Annotated in this window: 15 protein-coding genes; 5 read left to right on the top strand and 10 right to left on the bottom strand. The window is 31.3% G+C overall.

Annotation, left to right across the window (positions count from 1 at the left end; all coding sequences use genetic code 11):
- The first annotated feature begins 1 nt into the window (after position 1).
- From BTO07_RS16240 to ahr, 5 genes are all read left to right on the top strand, one after another.
- Complete coding sequence (locus tag BTO07_RS16240) at positions 2–2,482, top strand: glycoside hydrolase family 2 TIM barrel-domain containing protein (RefSeq protein WP_087522237.1); 2,481 nt, start codon at positions 2–4, stop codon at positions 2,480–2,482.
- A gap of 1 nt (position 2,483) precedes the next feature.
- A complete protein-coding gene (locus BTO07_RS16235; protein WP_087522235.1) occupies positions 2,484–3,818 on the top strand; it encodes a family 43 glycosylhydrolase in 1,335 nt (444 codons plus the stop codon).
- 4 nt (positions 3,819–3,822) lie between these two features.
- A complete protein-coding gene (locus tag BTO07_RS16230; protein ID WP_232457056.1) occupies positions 3,823–5,337 on the top strand; it encodes a sulfatase family protein in 1,515 nt (504 codons plus the stop codon).
- 7 nt (positions 5,338–5,344) lie between these two features.
- The gene (locus tag BTO07_RS16225) at positions 5,345–7,516 is read left to right on the top strand and encodes a T9SS type A sorting domain-containing protein (RefSeq protein ID WP_087522233.1); all 2,172 of its coding nucleotides are present in this window, start codon (positions 5,345–5,347) and stop codon (positions 7,514–7,516) included.
- Positions 7,517–7,823: 307 nt separating this feature from the next.
- Positions 7,824–8,828 (top strand): NADPH-dependent aldehyde reductase Ahr, encoded by a 1,005-nt coding sequence (gene ahr / locus BTO07_RS16220; protein ID WP_087522232.1) that lies wholly within the window; start codon positions 7,824–7,826, stop codon positions 8,826–8,828.
- An 86-nt stretch (positions 8,829–8,914) separates the two neighbouring features.
- On the opposite strand, the gene BTO07_RS16215 is transcribed toward ahr, so the two are convergent.
- From BTO07_RS16215 to BTO07_RS16170, 10 genes are all read right to left on the bottom strand, one after another.
- Complete coding sequence (locus BTO07_RS16215; protein WP_198342480.1) at positions 8,915–11,089, bottom strand: T9SS type A sorting domain-containing protein; 2,175 nt, start codon at positions 11,087–11,089, stop codon at positions 8,915–8,917.
- A 249-nt stretch (positions 11,090–11,338) separates the two neighbouring features.
- Complete coding sequence (locus BTO07_RS16210) at positions 11,339–11,857, bottom strand: hypothetical protein (protein ID WP_087522228.1); 519 nt, start codon at positions 11,855–11,857, stop codon at positions 11,339–11,341.
- Between the two features lie 9 nt (positions 11,858–11,866).
- On the bottom strand, positions 11,867–12,715 hold the full coding sequence (locus tag BTO07_RS16205) for a glycoside hydrolase family 28 protein (RefSeq protein WP_087522226.1): 849 nt from the start codon (positions 12,713–12,715) through the stop codon (positions 11,867–11,869).
- A 128-nt stretch (positions 12,716–12,843) separates the two neighbouring features.
- Positions 12,844–13,728 (bottom strand): hypothetical protein, encoded by an 885-nt coding sequence (locus BTO07_RS16200; RefSeq protein ID WP_087522224.1) that lies wholly within the window; start codon positions 13,726–13,728, stop codon positions 12,844–12,846.
- Positions 13,679–15,712, bottom strand: coding sequence for a sugar-binding domain-containing protein (locus tag BTO07_RS16195; RefSeq protein WP_087522222.1), 2,034 nt, complete (start codon positions 15,710–15,712; stop codon positions 13,679–13,681). The genes BTO07_RS16200 and BTO07_RS16195 overlap by 50 nt, the downstream gene beginning before the upstream one ends.
- Positions 15,713–15,958: 246 nt before the next feature.
- Positions 15,959–17,476, bottom strand: a complete 1,518-nt coding sequence (locus BTO07_RS16190) for an alpha-L-fucosidase (protein ID WP_087522221.1) — start codon at positions 17,474–17,476, stop codon at positions 15,959–15,961.
- A 30-nt stretch (positions 17,477–17,506) separates the two neighbouring features.
- Positions 17,507–18,163, bottom strand: a complete 657-nt coding sequence (locus BTO07_RS16185; RefSeq protein ID WP_087522218.1) for an L-rhamnose mutarotase — start codon at positions 18,161–18,163, stop codon at positions 17,507–17,509.
- Between the two features lie 5 nt (positions 18,164–18,168).
- Positions 18,169–19,455, bottom strand: a complete 1,287-nt coding sequence (gene fucP / locus BTO07_RS16180) for an L-fucose:H+ symporter permease (protein ID WP_232457055.1) — start codon at positions 19,453–19,455, stop codon at positions 18,169–18,171.
- Positions 19,456–19,490: 35 nt separating this feature from the next.
- Positions 19,491–20,510 carry a zinc-binding alcohol dehydrogenase family protein gene (locus tag BTO07_RS16175; RefSeq protein WP_087522216.1) on the bottom strand — a complete coding sequence of 340 codons (1,020 nt, stop codon included), beginning with the start codon at positions 20,508–20,510 and terminating at the stop codon, positions 19,491–19,493.
- A gap of 10 nt (positions 20,511–20,520) precedes the next feature.
- Entirely contained in the window at positions 20,521–21,282 is a 762-nt protein-coding gene (locus BTO07_RS16170) for an SDR family NAD(P)-dependent oxidoreductase (protein ID WP_087522215.1), read from the bottom strand.
- Between the last annotated feature and the right edge of the window lies 1 nt (position 21,283).

The raw sequence follows: 21,283 nt of genomic DNA, 5'->3' as shown, positions 1-21,283 counted from the left end.
TATGGAGTTCGTAAAAAGATTTTTAAATTCTAAACAAAAAGTGCTTTTTGCTATTTTACTTCTAAGTATCTTTTCTTTTTTTTCCTGTTTGAAAGAAGAAAAAGCACATTATCAGACTATTGATTTTAATAAAGATTGGAAATTTGCTAAAGAAGAAATTCTTGATGCTATAAAACCCAATTTTAACGATTCTAGTTGGAAAAAAGTAACAATCCCTCACGATTGGAGTATAAAAGGTCCTTTTTCTAAAGACAATCCTTCTTTTTCTAGAGGTGCTTGGTTACCAACAGGTAAATCTACTTACAGAAAAAGTTTTACTGTTAATGCTGATAAAGAAAATCATAAAGTATCTATTTATTTTGATGGTGTATATAGAAATTCTACTGTTTATATAAACGGAAATAAAGTTGGACACAGACCTTTAGGTTATATTGGTTTTGAATATGACTTAACAGAGTACATTAACTTTGATAAAGAAAATATAGTAACTGTAACTATCGATAATTCTGTTCAGCCTGGGCATCGTTGGTATTCTGGAACAGGAATTTATAGAAACGTTACTTTAAAAATTAGAAATAAAATACATATTCCTAATTGGAGTTTATATGTAACAACTCCTAAAATATCAAAAGAAAAAGCAACGATTAAAACAGCCTTCTCTATTAAGAATGAAGTTGAAACTTCTAATATAATTGCAAAAACAATCATTATTAAAAATGACTCTATTATTTCTTCGGAAGAAAAATTAATAAAAATTGATGCAAACACTTCAGAAAAACTAGAAATTCCTGTTGAGGTTTATAACCCAGAATTATGGTCTCCAGAAAACCCACATTTATATACTGTAAAAGTTCAAATATTAAAAAATGATGAAGTTTTAGGTGAAGAAACCACTAAAATTGGTATTAGAAAATTAGATTTCGATAAAGACACAGGTTTCTCTATTAATGGTGTTCAAACAAAACTAAAAGGTGTTTGTTTACATCATGATGGTGGTCCTTTAGGTTCAGCAATTTACAAGAGAACTATTCAAAGGCAATTAGAAATATTGAGAGAAATGGGCTGTAACGCAGTAAGAACTGCACACAATCCTTTTTCTACAGAATTTTTAGATGTTTGTGATGAAATGGGTTTTTTAGTGTTAAATGAAGCCTTTGATGAATGGGAAATCCCTAAAAAACCAACTACAATTCAAGATGGTAAAAAAATTAGAATTCCTGTAGATTTTTATGCTTCAAAATTTAAAGAATGGGCAGATAAAGATTTAACTGATTTTGTTTTGAGAGATAGAAACCATCCATCTGTAATTATGTGGAGTATTGGTAATGAAATCAATCAAATGAAAACTCATGAGGGAGTTCCAATCGCAAATAGATTAATTGATATTATTCATAAATTAGATGATAGACCAGTAACTAATGGTTTAATCGGTTATGGATGGGATGAATGGCCTAGTGAAGCAGCTGCATCAACTAGTGACATTCGTGGATACAATTATATAAAAGAAAATGGTTTAGCTCGAGAAAACAAAATTGCACCAGATGCAATGGGAGTTGTTACAGAGTGTCAATCTGCACAATCATTTTACCCACGTTCAACCTATGTTTTTGATGAAGGAGAAAAACAATGGTGGGAAAAATTAGGTTACAAATACGATGATTCTTATAACTGGATAAAGCAGAGAGAGTTAATTGCAGAACCAGGTATAGAAGCTTGGAGAGCTATTAAAAATAAACCAAATATTATGGGACAATTTATTTGGACTGGTTGGGATTATTTAGGTGAAGTTATTCCTTTTGGATGGCCTTCTCGTTCTTCGGTCTTTGCTCCTATCGATTTATGTGGTTTTCCAAAAGATGGGTATTATTTTTATCAATCTCAATGGTCAGATAAACCAATGGTTCATATTTTTCCTCATTGGAATTTGGAAGATCAAGAAGGAAAAGAAGTAACCGTCTATGCATTTACAAATGGTGATGAAGTAGAACTTTTTCAAGATGGAAAGTCATTAGGAAAACAAAAAAATGATACTAATAGTGTAGAATATCAAACTTGGAAAGTAATTTACAAACCTGGATCTTTAAAAGCGGTAGCTTCTAAAAACGGAAAAACACACGCGTCAAAAGAAGTGAAAACTGCAGGAAAAGCACATTCTATAGACATAAAAGTAAGACGTACAGAATTAAACGCAAATGGCAAAGATTTAGCATATATTGAGTGTACTGTTTTAGATAAAGAAGGAAATGTAGTTCCAAAAGCAGATAATCTTATCAATTTTAATATTGAGGGTGAAGCAACTTTAATAGGTGTTGGAAATGGAGATAATTTTAGTCACGCTTCTTTTCAAGCATCAAACAGAAAAGCTTTTAACGGTAAATGTTTAGCAATTATTAAAACGACAGAAACTGCTGGAAATATCCAGTTTACAGCTTCAAGCAAGGGTTTAGAATCTGTATCAATAAAATTGAATTTAACAAAATAGAATGAAAAAAGTAGTCACAATTATAATTATTTGTTTAACAATTAACAGTTTTGCTCAAAACCCACTAGTAACAAATATTCACACAGCAGATCCTACTGCACGTGTTTTTAATGGTAAATTATATATTTATCCTTCTCACGATGCTGTTCCTCCAGAAGGAATTGTAGCACCACGTTTTTGTATGCCAGATTACCATATTTTCTCTTTAGAAAATGGAAATACTTGGAAAGATTATGGTGTAATTTTAGATCAGAATGAAGTGCCTTGGGGTAAGAAAAATTCTTACGGAATGTGGGCGCCAGATTGTATAGAAAGAGATGGTAAATATTACTACTATTATCCAGCTCCACCAAAAGATGGTACTTCTTTTAGAAGAATTGGTGTAGGTGTTTCTAAAAGTCCAACAGGTCCTTTTAAATGGGAGAAAAATTACATTAAAGGAATTGATGGAATTGATCCAGGTTTAATGATAGATGATGATGGAAAAGGATACATATTTTTTGCAGGTGATAAAACCATAAAAGGCGCAAAACTGAACAAGAATATGAAAAAAATAGATGGTGAGGCTATAAAAATAGAAGGAATTCCTGCTGGTTATGTAGAAGGTCCTTTTCCATTTAAACATAATGGTAATTACTATTTAACATTTGCACACGTTTTTCCTGATGAAGGTTATACTATTGGTTATGCTATGAGTAAAAAACCATTAGGTCCTTATGTGTATGCTGGTAAAATTATGGATAATATCGATAATGGTACAAATCACCATTCAATTGTAAAATACAAAGGAAAATGGATTTTATTTTATCACTGGTGGAGTGTAAGTGGTTACAGTAAACTACGTTCTATGAGAGCAGATTATATGGAGTTCAAAAAAGACGGAACCATTAAAAAAGTAAAACCAACTTTAAGAGGTATTGGTAATCCAAGAGTTAATGATACGATTCAAGTTGATAGATATAATGATATTTATAATGCAAAAGCAACATTTGTTGGTGGTAATGAGCCTAATGGATGGATGGTTAGCGATACTAAAATGATGAGTACTGTTCGTTTTAATGGAGTTGATTTTGGTAAAGGAGAAGCTAAGAAAATTCAAGCTAGAGTTGCAAGTGGACAAAGAAACGGAAGTTTCGAAGTTCGTTTAGGAGGAACAAAAGGAAAGTTAATTGCTACTTTTCCTGTAAATTATACAGGTGGTTATAACAAATGGCAAACCATAGAAACAGAATTAGTTGGTAATCCAACAGGAATTAAAGATATCACAGTCGTTTTTAAATCTGTTTGGGGAGCAACAAAGATTGTAAACTTAAATTGGTTGTTACTTAAAAAATAAATAGATGAAAAAAGTATTTTTCTTATTGATGTTTGCATTCATTTTAACATCAACAATTGCACAAAACAGACCAAATGTAATCTTTATTTTGGCTGATGATATTGGTGTTGGAGACATTTCTAAATACAGAAAAATACATTCTAAAAATATAATTTTAGAAACTCCTACAATAGATAAATTGGCGAGTGAAGGTGTTCTTTTTACAGATGCACATTCACCTGCTGCGTTATGCGCACCAACTAGATATGCTATAATGACAGGAAATCATTGTTATAGAAGTTATGCTCCTAGAGGTGTTTGGGGAAGTTATCAAGAATCTCCAATTTCTTCAACAGACATTACTTTAGGTCAGTTGATGAAACAAGCTGGATACAATACTTCCTTTTTTGGTAAATGGGGATTTGGAATGGATTTCACGAGAAAAGACGATGCAAATACGATATACAGAGGTCCGAGACATAAGCCTGAATTAGATGTAGATATTACAAAGGTTGTAGATAAAGGTCCTGTTCAAAATGGTTTTGATTATAGTTTTATGTATCCTGCAGGAATTCAAGCTGCACCTTATGCAGTGTACGAAAATGGAGAAATGTATCCTTTGCATAGAAAATCTAAAATTGTTCAAATCACTCAAAAGAATATGGACAAAATTGGTTTTAAATTGGATAAAATGGAAGGTTTAGGAGACAGTCATTGGAATCCTTTTAACGCAGGTGATCTTTTAGTGAATAAAGCTGTGGATTTTATCAAACAGAAAAGTAATAAAGAGAAACCATTCTTTATGTATTACTGTACACAAGCAGTTCATAAACCTCACACACCCACTAAAAAATTAAACGGAGTTAAAATTGCAGGCACAACACCTTCTAATCATTTAGATATGGTGAAAGAGTTAGATGTACAAATGTCAATGATTGTGAGCGCTTTAAAGAAAAAAGGCGTTTATGAAAATACATTAATCATTTTTACTTCTGATAATGGAGGACTGCAGATTGGAAAAACAATTAAATCTGGACATAAATCAAATAGCGTTTATAGAGGTGGGAAAAACCAAGCTTGGGAAGGTGGAAATAAAGTTCCTTTTATTGCACATTGGCCAGGAAAAATAAAACCAGGTGTTAATAATGATGCTATTTTAGGAATTGATATTATGGCAACTTTGGCAGCCTTAACCAATCAAAAGTTAAAAGAAAAAGAAGCTATGGATTCTTCTAACTTATTACCAATTTTATTGAGTAAAAAGGAAATAAAACCACATCCTTTTTTAATTACACAAGCTGGTACAGGTGCAGAAAATATGATCATTAAAGATGGTTGGAAATTGATTCTTAAGTTTAAAGACAACGCTAAATCTCAAGAAAATCAAAAATTAGTTGCTCTTTTTAATTTGACTGATAATCCATCAGAAAATGATAAAAAGAACTTAATTAAGCATCCAAAACATCAAAATAAAGTTGATGAATTATTGGTTCTTTATAACAAAACTAGAATGAGTAAAGTAAATACCGGAATTAAATAATCTCCTTATGATTAAAAAGACCAATTTATATTTTATTGTTATAATTTTATTTTGTCAGTCAGCATTTTACGCTCAAAACGTATATGTAGCTACTAACGGAAATGATACTAATGATGGTTCTGAAAACAATCCTTTTAAAACATTTAGCAAAGCTATTTCTGTAATGTCTAGTGGAGATGTTTGTATTATTAGAGAAGGTGTTTATGAAGAAGCTTTAATTGTTAATAAAAGTGGTACAGCTGGTAATTATTTAACCTTTAAGGCTGCTGATGGTGAAAGTGTTCAAATTAGAGCCACAAAAAAAATTAATGGTTGGCAAAGTCATAGTGGAAATATTTACAAGGCAAATGTAAATATGTCTATAGATAGTAGATTTCGTGCTATTTATCATAATAATGAATATATGGATTTAGCACGATGGCCAAATAATAATGACAATAATCGATGGACATTAAATAGTACACCTGTTACAGGAGGAGATGGTTCACATTTTTTGGCTAGTGGGATTCCAAATATAGATTGGACTGGTGGTTTGGTATATTATTTAGGAGCGCATTCTGGAGCAAGTTGGACAAGAACTATAACAAGTAGTACAACTAGTAGCATAAATCATACAGGAGTTGACATCAATAAATGGCCTTTTAAACCACACAATCCAACAGCTTGGAGAAATAATCAAGCAAACAATCAAAGAGGACAATTGTATTTATTTAACAAATTAGAAGCTTTAGATTATGCTAGGGAATGGTATTATGATGCTTCAACAAGTACTCTTTATTTTCAACCTTCTGATAGTAACCTACCTACAGATGGAACTGTAGAATATGCTACAACAAAATTTATATCAGAATTAAAAGGAGATTACATAAAAATTGAAGGAATTGATTTTTTTGGTGGAAGTATAAAAATACATATTAATGCTGATAATAATATTATTGAAAATTGTAAAATAATTCATGGAAGTGAAGGTCATGATTCTTTAACAAATACAGGAGCAAGTGTTGGTGAAGCTGCCATTGAAATTTTAGGTGCAAATACATTAATTAAGGGCTGCACAATTAATCATAGTTCAGTAAGCGGAATTATGATTAGCAATTGGTCTGGAGCTCACAATACAACTATTGAAGGTAATTATATAAGTAATATAGATTACAATGGTATTCATGCAACTCCAATTAGATCAACCGCAGAAAATGTAAAAGTTTTGAAAAATACAATTACAAATGCAGGTAGAGATGGAATGTTTGTTGCTGGTTTAAATTGTGAAATTGCTTATAACGATGTTTCTTTTGCAGAATTAATTAATAGTGATTCTGGTATATTTTATACAGTTGGTAATTCATCATTAAAAAATACTGAAATACATCATAATTGGTTTCACGATTCTACAGCGCCTCAATATTCTCACGCTTCTGGTGAACCAGGAAAAGCTGCAGGAATTTACCTTGATAATGATAGTAAAGGCTATTCAGTACATCATAACGTAATTTGGAATGTATCTTGGAGTGGATATCAAATCAATTGGAATAATACTGATTTAGATTTTTTTCATAATACTATTTGGAATGCGGAATGTGCTATGGATTCTTGGGTAAATGGATTTGCTCAACAGAATAATAAAGTGTATAATAATTTTGCAAATGCTGGAAGTTGGTTTACAGGTAATGGAACTCAAGAATTTGATATTCAAAATAACTTAATTATGAGTACATCTCCTTTTAATGATCCTAGTAATTTAGATTTTATGCCCAAAATCGGTAGTGCTGTTGTAGACAAAGCTCAAATTATTACAGGTTTTAATAAACCTTTTAAAGGGAGTTCTCCAGATATTGGCGCTTATGAATTAAATGGAACACAATGGACAGCAGGTGTTAATGCCATTGAAGATACTGGTAATGCATTAAGTACAAATGAGGTTTTAATTTCTAAGTTATCTATATTTCCTAATCCTGTTTCTAATGAAATGAGCGTGATTTTACCTGAAAATATCAATAATTATTATGATATTAAAATATATAATTTATTGGGTAGTCTTGTAAAAAAAGTTTCTTCTGATAAAAACATTCTTAATAAGAAAATAATTACTATTTCTGTAAATGAATTGTTACCTGGTGTATACTTTATGACAATAAATTCATCGATCGGTACATTGTTTAATCAAAAATTCATAAAAAAATAACTTTCAATAGAAAGCAATCAAAACATTCTTTGTGTTTATAATTTGTATTAAAGTTCTTGGCAATCACTTCCAGAAAAATTAAAGTCACTTTTATTATGTGGCCTATACTCTGTCTCCTAAATATATAGGTTTACAGGCATTTATTATATGGTAGATTCTATTATTTAATAATATTTAGGACATCCAAAACACAAAAGTAAAAATTATTTAATTACAAAAATCATACAACAAAACTAGAGTATTTAAAAGTAAACTTAGATAGTAGCACTTATAAAAAATAATTAAAACAATTTATAAAATTAAATATATGAAAGTAAAAGCATATGCGGCAATTGAGCCAAAAGCTAAACTAACTCCCTATTCTTATGAATTAGGAGAAATAGGTACTGAACAAGTAGACATTAAAGTGTCTTATTGTGGTATTTGTCATTCTGATATAAGTATGATCAATAACGATTGGGGAATGACTCAATACCCAGTCGTTCCAGGTCACGAAATAGTTGGTGAAGTTGTAGGGATAGGTAGTGCTGTTAAAAACTTAAAAGTTGGAGACAAAGTAGGATTAGGTTGGTTTTCTGCTTCTTGTATGAGTTGTGAAGAATGTATGGATGGTTCTCATCATCTTTGTGGTAGCCACGAAGCAACAATTGTTGGCAGACATGGAGGTTTTGCTGATTATGTTCGAGGACATTGGTCTTGGGCAATTCCTCTTCCTAAAGGAATTGACATGAGTAAAGCTGGTCCATTACTTTGTGGTGGAATTACTGTTTTTAATCCAATTATATTGGCGAATGTAAAACCTACTGATAGAGTTGGTGTTATAGGAATTGGTGGATTAGGGCATATGGCTCTTAAGTTTTTAAAAGCATGGGGATGTGAAGTAATAGCATTTAGCTCAAATCCAGATAAAAAAGAGAAAATTCTGAATATGGGAGCAAATCAAGTAATCAATTCAAAATCTCCTGAAGAATTAGAAAGTATTGCTGGAAAATTAAACTTTATTCTAAATACAACAAATGTTACCTTAGATTGGGATTCTTATTTAACAACTTTAGCTCCAAAAGGGAAATTTCATACAGTAGGTGCTGTTTTAGAACCAATGGCAATACCAGCATTTACTTTAATTAATGGTGAAAAAACTGTTGGAGGAAGCCCTTTAGGAAGTCCTGCTTTAACTAAAACTATGCTCGATTTTTGTGTAAGACATAAAATTTACCCAACAGTTGAAGAGTTTCCTTTCGAAAAAATTAATGAAGCTATTGAACATTTAAAAGAAGGAAATGCTAGGTTTAGAATTGTATTAAAAAATTAATAATTGTTAGTATTCTAAACACTTTTGAATTAAAATAAAAAACCGAGCAAATTGCTCGGTTTTTTATTTAAAAGAATAATATAGAATTATTTTTTTATAAATATTTTAGAGTATACTAATTTATTAGTAATAACTTTAACAAAATAAACACCTTTTTCTAATTGAGAAACATCAATAACACTCGATGATTTCTTTTCTTCTAAATTAAAACTAGTTACTTTCTTTCCATCTAAACTAAACACTTCTATTTGTTGAATTACAACCATAGAAGCAACATCTAAATTAATAGTTAACGCCCCTTTTGTAGGATTTGGATAAATAGACATTTTATCATTAGAGTTCATAAAATCATCAACAGAAACTACATCTCCAGTGACATTAACATTATAAACAGTGTCAATTAGATCTTCAAATGATCCATCTTCTGGACTAAATTTAACAGTAATCTTATAGTCATCACCAGGATTTATAATTGAATTTAAAGTAACAGAACGTGTTAGAGTTCTACTACCAATTCTTTCAGTTCTTGTTTCACTAGCTACAACTTGATCTAAATTATTAATCAACTCAATATTTAAAATTCCATTTTTTGTGGTAGCATAATTAAATTCTACATCAATTTTAGAAATATCTTGTTTAAACTCAGTTGGAGCAGATGTTATCGAGATACTAGGTGTAATTGGTTCTTCTACATTAAAATAAATAGTAGGAGAAATAGAAACATTTAATGGATCTCTCCAGTCCATACCTTGACGATACATATATACTTTATAAAAATAATTTGCGGCTACAGTTGTAACCTGTGGTGTGTTTATAGTTACAGTAGCAACTCCGTTACCAGCAGTTACATTTTTATTTCCTCCTCCAAACCAACTTCCATCTGGTTTTCTAACTTCTATTACTAAAGTACTATTAACATCTGTTTCATATTTTACATCAATGTCGTATGTATTAAATCCTGGAACTAAAGACGTTGGTATACCATCTCTCCATAATTTTTTTTCTAAAGGTTTTGTTACTATGTTTACAATCGTAGTATCTGAAGTAAGTAATGTTGTACCTTCTTTTATTTCAAAAACTATTTTGTAGTTATTAGCAATGGCTAAATCTGAATCCAAATTAAATTCTGTAAAAATAGATCGTACACCTTTTGTAACCTCAAAATTTTGAACAGCTAATACATTATTTGAGGGATCGTACAGAGTTGCAACAACATTTTTATTTGCTGTAGCTGAATAAATTACAGTTGCCGAAAGTTTATTTGTTGGGTATTCGTTAATCGTTTCTACTAGCCCTTTAACATTATTAACTCCATCATTTAATACTGTTGCATCTATATCTGTTAATTTCCATACACGAACCCAATCGTACAATACTGCACGTTGTTCTTTTGAACGAAAACTGTCTTCAAACATCCATTCTACAGGTTTAGGATTTGTAGCATTATTTTCATCATTTCCCCACCCATAAGTTTCCATTGTTAGAATTATCGGCATTGGAAGATAAAAATCTCTCGTAGGTGTTATTGTCCCAAAATAATCGCCATTATTATAAAACTCTGCTGTATCTTCATCTTTCCACCACATACCAACAGTATTAAAATCAAGTGGTTTCTCTAATGGTTTACCACTTACACCACTGTTTGTAGATTCATATTTGATAGTTTCACAAGAGCCAGAAGCATCGCTATAAGGTTTAGCATGAGAGTTTACATGTTGGTAATTATTAAAACTACCTGCACCTGGCCCTGTATATCCCATGTTCTCAATAATATCTAATTCTGTTGCATATTTTTGATTACAAGAACCACCTGTAGTTCCTCTCGAATTCATAAACACACCTGATCCCATAGGAAAATCTGAAGGTTTAATACGAACTTCAAAATAACCATAAGTTTGCATAGTATGAGTATCCATACCACCACCAGCAAAATTATATGTACGTCCTCCACTACTTGTAAAACGTTCGTCTTCATAATACCACATTGGGTTCATTGACAAATAATAGTTATCTGAATTAGGATCTTTTACTGCTTCGTGAATTCTTTTATCGAAAGCCGAAGTTCTATCCCACGAGTTTCCTTTATCAAAGACATTCCATTTACTTATATCTGGACTGTTAACATCGAATTCGTCACTCATTTCATGATTTAGTACCCAAACTTTTCCTGAAGGAGGAGTTGGTGGTTGAAGTGCATAAGTTAACTCGAAACAAAACAGAAGTAGTAAAACTGGCAGAAAATTATTTTTAAAAAAAGACATATGTTTCATTTGTATATAATTATAGTGTTTATTGAATCCTAAATAACGAATCTATATGAAAATCATATTTATTTATGATTCTTTTCTGAATTAGCATTCTTAATGTAAACACAAATTTAGCTAATCATTGGTCTTTTAAAGCAAAAAAAGAACTTAATCAAGTAACATATGGTTAAACTTAAAACCTTCTGTTTTTGATAAAATATCCATTTGATTTCATTTATGGATTTTTATTTTAACCGTTTAAATCTAATTACCATCAACTATTACAATCGGTAATCTTTCATCAGGATTTCTTGTAGATGTTATTACATTGTCTAATTTTAACCCTCTAATATGACGTGCATAAATTCCTGAAGCAGGTACAACAATACTATCTCTGTCATAAGTATAGATTCCTGCCCACCAATCATTCAAGTATTTCAAATCTAATTCAGGAACCTCAACATTCTCAAAATCTTTTTTAATTGCACCTCCATTGGTTTCTAAAAATACATTTTGAAAAAGTACATCTTCGATATTATGACCAGGAAGTCCTGAAATAAAAATTAGAGAATTTTTAGAAGTTATTTTTTCTTTATACGCCGCACATTTCTCAGCTACTTTTTCAAATTTACAGGTGATGTTACTAAAGATAAATCCTTTCATAGACCCCATTGGTTCAACTTCCATTGGAGCATCTATACAAGCGCGTTGTTGAAAGAAAGCCATATATAATGGCACTCTTACATTTTGCATTGTAAGCCCCGTAAAAACCATATTCCCCATATTTCCTCCTTAACACAATTCAATCTGAATACCAGCGTGCCCAATTTCTTTAAACACGCAATTACTTACTGTTACATTTTCTATATCTCCGCGAGAAAGTAAACCAATACGCAATGCATCCCACTTACTTGTAAAACTACAATTGGTAATCGTAATATCTCTACAAGGTTTATCTTTACGAGAAGCCTGAAGACTTAAACAATCATCTGCTGCTATTAGGTTGCAATTTGAAACACGAACATTAACACATCCATCAAAATCCAAACAATCACTAGTCCAAGATTTTGAAGCATCAACAGTTACTCCATCAACAACAATATTATTACAATACAGCCAAGCAGTTGCCCAACTTGGCATATTTACAATATAGATGTCGCGCATTTTTAAATTAGAAGAATTTAGAAAACGAAAAGTCATTGGTCTGTTTCTTTCTGGATCGTTTTTAGCAGGAAAGTTTTTTACGTTACCATCAACTGTTCCTCCTCCATAAATTGTAATGTTTTGTGCATTACTAGCAAATATTAAGCACCTATCCAATGCTTTTTCATTTTTATACATTTGCTTGTGAGTATCTGTGGTATAATCTGTAATATTTCCACTTCCTTTTAGAGTTGAACCCGCTTCAATATAAAAATGAACATTGCTTTTTAAATAAATAGTACCTGTAATAAAAACACCTCCATTGTCAAGTACAACTGTACCTCCACCTGCAGAATAACAGGCATCAATTGCTTTTTGAATTGCTATTGTATTCAATGTTTCTCCATCTCCCACCGCTCCATAATCGCAAACATTAAATTCTTTTGCAAATAGAAATAATGGTAAACTGATGAATAATATTAAAATTAGTTTCTTCATTTTAAATTTAGATTTGTTGCGTTAAGTTGTTGAGTACAGCATTTTCTATTTTGGTTATCGATAATGTTTAGGATATGGCATTTAAGAGCACAAGAGTTACTAAACCACCTTATAAACGTAATTTTTTCCTATTTCCTATGCCCCTCTTTTATAATATTAAAGAAAAGTAAATCGTTAAAAGCATTTTCTTCGTCAATATGGTATGAAGGATGGAGAATAATTTTCCCTTCACCATAACTAATTTCTCCGATCAATACTAAAAGCTTATCTGGTCTTGCAAACCAAGCACCATAAGCTTTCTGTGGATAATTAGCTTCGAAAGGATAAAACCCTTTTGGGTTACCCGGAACTTCCCAACTATTTGTACCAATTGTACTTTTTGAAGGTATGGCTTGATCGCCTACAAAATGATCTATATAACCCCATCCGTTTCCATGCCAATACGCTACTTGATTTCCTCCCCATTCACTTACTGACGTTTTTAAGATTTTTAATTCGTATAATTTTTTAGCCCATTTTTCATCAAACTTAATAAATAAGGTTGCTCCTTTAGATGTTTTTTCTAGCAATCTTTTCATGTTTTTATTATCAGGAATATCTCCAGCAATTACTACTGAATTATTTTCTGATGATTGAATACCTTCCGATTTCGTTGCTATTCCCGCATCCTTTAAAGCTTTTTCAGCTGCAGACCATTTTAAGACTTCAATGCGTAAACCAGCAAGATCTTTATTAAGACTAGCTCTGTTTTTGAGCAAAACTTGTTCAGTTCCAAATGCTATTGTATTTCCATTTTTTAAAACGGTTCCTTCAATCGTTAAATAACCAGCCTTCCATTTTTTATCAACAGGAACCGATAGTGATTCGATTATCGTTTGGGCATAAGTATCTCCACCTTTTATTTGAATAATCGTATTTAATACTGATTTTCTGAATTGTCCGCTTCCATCTTTTATGTTTAAATTAAATTTGTACTTTCCCGTGTTCTTTCGGTAGTTTGCTGGCTCCGCCACTCCATCCGTTCATCGCAAATCCATCTTCAGCATTATTACTCATAATCGTTTGATCTAAACGACCATTGATATACATAAGACCTCTACCGGCTTGTATACTAACATACGAAGGAGATAGTATATTTTTACTACCTGTTTCTGATAAATTGTTTTGTTGAAAATAGGTTTCTATTTTTGAAGCTAAAACTGAACTTGTTGAAACATTATACCCTTTTCTGTTTTCTGGAAGACTTTTGGACTGTTCTTTTAATTCCACCCAATTATCTGGACCTGTATAACAACGTACTTCACCCCAATAAATAATATTATCGTGCTTTGTAGGATCTATTCTACCAAAAACACCGTCTTTTCCTCTATCATTAGCACTTAAATGTGATTCTAATTCTACTTCTAAAAAACGAGAATCTGAACCCACGCTGTGATCATCCATATAATCTAACCTGAATTTTTTATCATAAGGACGAAGGTGAGGAACTTGACCAGATGGTCCACCAGGAACAGCACCCGATTGATTTACAATAAGTTTAGAATTATCAATATCATGCATGTCTAACATGATGTTTTTTCTTAATAAATCAAAAATATCACGCTCGTTGGCAAGAATAAATCCTACTACTGAAGGATGATTTCGTTCACGTTTTGCCATTCTAAGAGACCTATACCACATAATCTCTCCTTCAAAAGTTTTGACACATAAACCTCCAATTTCATTATACAACTTAATAGATTCATCAAAACCACCTGGTTCTTCTAAAATTACCAAGCCAAGTTCATCTGCATTTTTAAACAATAAAGGATCTCCCATATTTCGATGACAGTTTATTCCGTTATGCCCAATTGCTTTTGCATTTTCGACACTCTTTTTTGCCATAGCATCCGTAGGGTAATAACCATGGTGCGCATAATAACCCCAATCTATAGCTGATGAATGTCTGAATCGTTCTCCATTTAAATAATAATTCTCTTCATTATTATTGTTTGCCTTTACTTCAAAAACTCTAAAACCAAACGGCTGCTTCATTGCATCACTATAATTGTCAGCTTCTATTGAAACTATACAATTGTATAGTTTAGGAGTATCAACACTCCACAGTTCTGCATTTGGTACTTGTATTTTTTTTGTAAAAACAGTTTTACCTTCTTTATTTATAGTGATTGGATAGTTTGCCGTAAAAACAGTTTTTCCATCAAGTTTAGATTGAATATCAATTTTTATTTTAGAATTGATGCTTTTATCTGTTCTGTTATTTAATTCGGTAGATATTTCTATGTTATTTGCTTTTGCTGGCAATTCGTTCTTCACAAAAACATCTTCAATAAAAACTTTATCAGAAACTAATAATTTTACATCACCTCCAATACCACCAAAATCGTGTTGAGGTGGAAATTTGTATTTACCCCATTTTATTAATGGAAAATCATTCCATCCTCTTTGTCCTCCAGGATTTGTAATACGAAAAGCTATTCTATTTTCTTTACCAGATATTAAAAATTGTGTTATATCTGAACTGTAAGGTGTATTAGCAATGATATCATATCCTGCTAATTTTTCATTTACATAAATTTCAATTCGTGTATTTTGCTTACCAACAAAAAGGCGAACAATTTTCTTTTTCCAGTTTTTAGGGATATTAATATGTGTTGTAAACCAGCTTACACCTTGATAACTCCATTCAGGGTTTCCGTTACTAAAAAGTTCTTCAACAACAACTGGTAGTTGTGCAGTAATTCCTTTATTATAAACACTTTCCCAACCACAAGTAGGAGGATTGATTCCAATGGTTTCAACATCTACTTCATCTGGTAAATACAGCGTGTCATTTTCCCATTTAGCGTCTTTATCTAGCCAAACTGACCATTCTTGTGAAATCCCAATATTGAGTTCTCTACCACTATTAAATGATTTTGAAGTTTGAGAATACATTGGAAAATATAGAAAAGCTAAAATTAAAAGAGTTACTAATTTATGGAATGTAGTTTTCATAAGTATCAATTTCTATAATTGGAAAAAGTTCAATTTATTCATATCTAACCATTTTCTTATATAAAATTTCCTAAACTTGTATATTGAAATTTAGTGATTAATTGAGTAACTTCTTCTAAAGAAACATCCTAATAAACCTTTTAAATTTACTCAGTTTTATTTTTAATTCTACTGTTTATGTAGAGTAAACTTCAGTCTAATAATACTCATAACTACGTTCTAAGTATTCAGGTTGAAGTTAACTTTTTAATTGATTTTAAAAACCCAAGAATAGTTTAATGAAGCATCTTTTGGCTTTTCAATTATCAATTTATTATCAGTTTGTTTAAACTTTATTTCTCCTTTATAACCCAATAATTCAATTGACTTTATAGAAATATTTGAAGTGTTTAAATAATTGATGATAATGTTTGCATTAGTTGGGGGTACTAATGCAATCGCATAAATATTTCCGTCCTTTTGAGTGAACCTAATATCTTCTGCTGTGAATTTTTCATTTTTATCTTCAGAAAGGTGTCCCAGATTTGTTTTTGTAGGTCCTTCTCCAAATGTTTTCCAATATTTTGAACCATAAATAGCTTCTCCATTAACCTTTAACCATTTTCCTATTTCTAGTAATGTTTTTTGTTGATCTTCAGGAATTGTACCATCGTATTTTGGACCAATATTTAGTAGTAAACAGCCATTTTTACTTACAATATCAACTAAATCTGCAATTAACTCTCCAGGTTGTTTTGGAATCCAATTTTCTGCATAATACCAAGAATTTTTTCCTATTGAAGTATCAGTTTGCCAATATTCTGTTCTAATAGAATCTAATTTACTACGTTCTAAATCTAACATATGCGTTCCTGCAGGATAAGATTCGTACTTGTAGTTTTTAGTTTGAAGCACAACTTCTTTACCTCTCTTTTTACCAGAATTATAGTAATAAGCAGCTAGTTTTTTATGATAAGGAGCAAACTCTGGTCTGTCTAAATAAAAATCGAACCATAAAATATCTGGTTGATACTTATCTATGATTTCTTTAGTTCTAGGCCACCAAGTTTTTGCCAACCAATCTGCATTTACAGAATCTCCCATTTGATGAGGAGGTGCATACAAATCAGCATATTTAGGGTTTCCAGTATCAAAGTATTCTTTCTGATTGAAAAAATTATAGTTAAAAGCTAAATGAGAACTTGCTCCACTAATTAAACCTTGTTTTTTAATTTCATCAGTTAAATCTTTAAAAACATCTCTTTTTGGTCCCATATTAACAGCATTCCATTTTGTAATACTCGATTCATACAAAGCAAAACCATCGTGATGTTCTGCAACTGGAACGACATATTGTGCTCCTGCTTCTTTAAATAAACTCACCCATTCTTCTGGATTGAATTTCTCCATTTTAAATTTCGGAATCAAGTCTTTGTATCCAAAATCTTTTTGATCACCGAATTTTTCTTTATGATATGCAAATGCAGGATGTGGTTTTTTATTGATAACTTCTCCTGTTTGTGGGTTTATAATTCCATCATCTAAATACATCCATCTTGGATACCAATCTGTATGTAATTCTGCAACTGAATTTGGCCCCCAATGAATAAAAATCCCGAATTTAACATCCTTCATCCATTGTGGTATTTTGTATTGCTCAAGGCTTTCCCAATTTTCTTCATAGGTTACAGCTTTGATTTCTACTTTCTCTGGCTTTGTCTCTTTACAAGCTAAAAGTGAAGTGAAAAGTAAAAGAATTGCTAATTTATGGAATGTGATTTTCATAAGTATCAATTTTATATTATTGGTAACTTTCTATGATTGTAAAAAGTTTATTTTATTCATATCCAACCATTTTTCTTGGATAGAACTTTCTGGACTTGTACGCTGAAATTTAGCAACATATTCTTGCCATTCATTTTCTCGCGGAAGTTTTTGCCATTCTGGACCTACTTTTTCCAAATCGAAATCTGGTTTAGTATCCATAATCAAAATGGCTTGATTACCGTGTAAATATATTTCCATATCCTTTACACCTACCTTTTTCATATTATTTGTAATCTCTGGCCACGCTTGTCCAATGCTATGTGCTTTTCTGTATTCTGCCATTAATTCTGGAGCTTCCTCTAAAAGTAACGTCCAAACAAACCTTTTAAATTCAACTAATTTTGATTTTAATTGTCCTTCTTTAGCTGGATAAATTTGGGTCTGTTCAAATTTATAAATACGTTCTAAAGAATCAGGTTGAAATTGAGCTTTTGTAAATACTTTTTTTACATCAATAAACTTCATTTCCGGAAGTACATCCACAAGAAAAAAGTATTGATTTTCTTTTTGATATCCTTCTAAACTCAAAATACCATCAGTCTGTAACTTTGCTACATCTCCTTTTAAAAAATTTGATATCGTTTCTTTGGAGTCTATTTCTAAGAAAAAAGTAAAACGTCTAAATTGATTTTTAGAGTATTCCATAAAATCTAATTTGAAACTTTAGCCATTTCTTTAATGTTCACTTTATGACCTTTAATTGCAAAAAACAATAAATACACATAACAAACTAGTGGAATAATGAACGAATAACGAATGTTAGAAACATCAGAAATATATCCCATTAATGGCGGAACAATGGCTCCACCAACAATACCTAACAAAAACACAGATGAACCTGTTTTAGTATATCCGCCTAAATCTTTCATACTTAAACTAAAAATAATTGGGTAAACTATAGAAGTAAATAAACCTACAGAAGCTAAACAACCTAATGAGAAATAACCGTTTGTTGTCATTGCAATTGAAACCATAATAAAGGCTCCAACACTACAAAAAGCTAAAACTCTTGCTGGTTTAAATATATTTAAAATATAAACTCCTGCTAAACGACCAACCAATACTAATGCCATAAAAATGGTAATAAATATTGCTGAATTCTGTTCTGTTAAATCAGGTATATTCAACCATTTTGCATAACGAATAATGAAACTTACTATACCCACTTCTGCACCAACATAAAAGAATTCTGCACCAACTCCATAAAGCGTGTGCTTGAATTTTAAAATATCCTTTAATGGTTTTTTCTCTGTAGAACCTTCATCACCATCTTTTATTTCTGGTAAGTTTACAAAAAGCACTATAATTGCTATTACAGCAAGAATACCTCCTAAAATTAAATAGGGAGCTTTTACTAAATCTGCTTCACCTGATAAAAAAGTTTGTAACTCTGTATTTGAAAAAGCATCTATCGTTGTTTGTTTGATATCTTCTTCATGCAACAAAAGTTTTGCTGCCAAAAAAGGCGCAATAGTTGCACCAACGGAACCAATTGCAGCTGATAAACTCAATCTACTTGAAGCTCCTTCAGGATCACCTAATTTTGTAATATATGGTGCAGCTGTTACTTCTAAAATAGCAAAACCTGCTGCCATAATAAATAATGCTGCCAAAAAGAAAGTATAAATTCTAGTTTCTGCTGCTGGAAAAAATAAAAATGCACCTATTGCCGCTACGATTAATCCAGTGATAATTCCTGTTCTATATCCTTTTTTCTGAATATACCAACCTGCAGGAAGCGCTACAATAAAATAGGCTCCAAAAAAAGCAGATTGAACCAAAGAAGATTCAAAATCTGTTAATTCACACGCTCTTTTTAAATGTGGAATTAATACATCATTAATATTTCTACTCAAATTCCAGAAGAACATCAATAGCATAATGATGATTAATGGAACAAGATATTTTGAAGATGTAATACTTTTTAATTTTGACATATTTTGGTTTTACTTAAAGTTGGTTATTTATATGATTACAATTCAATTACAGCTTTAATTAAATCGCCTTGATATGTGTATAGTTTTTCAAATTCTGTAGGAACATCATCAAATTTAATTCTATGTGTGATAAATGGAGTTGGATCAATTTTCCCAGCTTCTATCAATCTAATAATTCGACTAAAATCTGAACTTAAAGCTGCTCTACTCGCTTTTAGAGTTAATTCTTTTTTATGAAAATAAGGGTCGTTAAAAACGACATCACCCATAAAAAGACCAATAAATACAATTGTTCCACCTGCAGCAACATATTTAAATGTATTCATCATAGATGTTGAGTTTCCTGTTGCATCCAATACGATTGTTGGTAAATCACCATTTAATAATTCAGTTAATGATTTTTCTACATCACCTAGTGCATTAATTGTATCGCTGATATTTGTAATTTCCTTACACTTTTCTAGTTTTTTATCGTCAATATCCATAGCAATAACTCTTGCTCCTGTTAATTGAGCAAACTGAATAGTTCCCAATCCAATAGGACCAGCTCCAATAACCAAAACAACATCTTTGTGCGATATTTGAGCTCTATCTACTGCGTGACAACCTATTGCTAAAGGTTCTATCATTGCTAATTGATCTTCAGATAATGTATCTGATGCGTGCAAAAATTTTGCTGGATATTTAAAATATTCTTGCATACCACCATCTACGTGTACACCTAAAACTCTTAAACTATCGCCACAATTTGGTTTTCCATTTCGTACAGCTTGGTTTACACTTTCGTTATAATAGGGTTCAACAGAACAATGATCTCCAAGCTTTATGTTTTCTACATCACTTGCTACTGCAACTACTTCTACAGCTAATTCGTGACCTAAAATTCTAGGATAACTAAAAAAGGGTTGACTGCCTTTGAAAGCATGTAAATCTGTACCACAAACACCTATTTTTTTCACCTTAACTAATGCTTCGCCTTCTAAAAGCGTTTTATCAAATTCTAAATCTTGAAATGATTCCCATTTTCCAGGTTCGTTAAGTCTAATTACTTTCATAAATTATCTTTTAAAAATTTACGGTTGCTCCACCATCAACTGGTAGAATCGTTCCTGTAATATATCTTGCTGCTTCCGAACTTAAAAAAACGGCTGCATTACCAATATCGCTTGTTTGTCCAAAATGATCCATAGCAATTCTGTTCGTTATTTGCTTTTTTCTATTGGGATCATTATTAATTGCATTTAAAAACATATTAGATTCTATCCAACCTGGTGCAATTGCATTTACGCGCACATTACTAGTTGAATATTCTGTTACCAATGCGTTTACAAGACCTGTTAATGCCGTTTTTGAAACTCCATAAGCGACTACTTTATCAATACCAAATAAACCTGCCATAGAACCAATCATTAAAATAGATCCTTTTTTTCTTTGAAGCATATACTTTGCGCATTCACGTGTTAAAGAGAATACACTCATTACATTGGTCTGCAAAATTCTTTCAAAATCTTCATCAGAAGTATCTTGCGCCATTCCTTTATAATGGATTCCTGCATTGTTTACCAATAATTCTATAGGACCTATATTTGTTTCTATATCGCTCACTAAATTTGGAATGTCCTTTTTATCAGTAATATCATTTACACGATAATGTGCATTTTTCCCTAATTCAGCAACTGCTTCTTTTAAAACTTGTTCTCTACGACCCGTTATTACTACTGTTGCTCCAGCTTCTATATATGCTTTTGCAATACCAAATCCAATTCCTGTTCCTCCTCCAGTAACAAGAGCAATTTTATTTTCTAATGAAAAAACTTGTAAACTCATC

The sequence above is a fragment of the Polaribacter sp. SA4-12 genome (assembly GCF_002163675.1).
GTDB lineage: Bacteria > Bacteroidota > Bacteroidia > Flavobacteriales > Flavobacteriaceae > Polaribacter.
Note: the sequence above shows the minus strand (reverse complement) of the source record. Positions and strands in the feature narration are given on the sequence as shown.

Excerpts from the sequence above, each read along its gene's own strand:
- BTO07_RS16195 (WP_087522222.1), bottom strand. The coding sequence starts at position 15,712 with ATGAAAACTACATTCCATAAATTAGTAACTCTTTTAATTTTAGCTTTT.
- BTO07_RS16230 (WP_232457056.1), top strand. The coding sequence starts at position 3,823 with ATGAAAAAAGTATTTTTCTTATTGATGTTTGCATTCATTTTAACATCA.
- BTO07_RS16235 (WP_087522235.1), top strand. The coding sequence starts at position 2,484 with ATGAAAAAAGTAGTCACAATTATAATTATTTGTTTAACAATTAACAGT.
- fucP (WP_232457055.1), bottom strand. The coding sequence starts at position 19,455 with ATGTCAAAATTAAAAAGTATTACATCTTCAAAATATCTTGTTCCATTA.
- BTO07_RS16215 (WP_198342480.1), bottom strand. The coding sequence starts at position 11,089 with ATGTCTTTTTTTAAAAATAATTTTCTGCCAGTTTTACTACTTCTGTTT.
- BTO07_RS16225 (WP_087522233.1), top strand. The coding sequence starts at position 5,345 with ATGATTAAAAAGACCAATTTATATTTTATTGTTATAATTTTATTTTGT.
- BTO07_RS16185 (WP_087522218.1), bottom strand. The coding sequence starts at position 18,163 with ATGGAATACTCTAAAAATCAATTTAGACGTTTTACTTTTTTCTTAGAA.
- BTO07_RS16170 (WP_087522215.1), bottom strand. The coding sequence starts at position 21,282 with ATGAGTTTACAAGTTTTTTCATTAGAAAATAAAATTGCTCTTGTTACT.
- BTO07_RS16205 (WP_087522226.1), bottom strand. The coding sequence starts at position 12,715 with ATGAAGAAACTAATTTTAATATTATTCATCAGTTTACCATTATTTCTA.
- BTO07_RS16210 (WP_087522228.1), bottom strand. The coding sequence starts at position 11,857 with ATGGGGAATATGGTTTTTACGGGGCTTACAATGCAAAATGTAAGAGTG.
- BTO07_RS16190 (WP_087522221.1), bottom strand. The coding sequence starts at position 17,476 with ATGAAAATCACATTCCATAAATTAGCAATTCTTTTACTTTTCACTTCA.
- BTO07_RS16175 (WP_087522216.1), bottom strand. The coding sequence starts at position 20,510 with ATGAAAGTAATTAGACTTAACGAACCTGGAAAATGGGAATCATTTCAA.
- BTO07_RS16240 (WP_087522237.1), top strand. The coding sequence starts at position 2 with ATGGAGTTCGTAAAAAGATTTTTAAATTCTAAACAAAAAGTGCTTTTT.
- ahr (WP_087522232.1), top strand. The coding sequence starts at position 7,824 with ATGAAAGTAAAAGCATATGCGGCAATTGAGCCAAAAGCTAAACTAACT.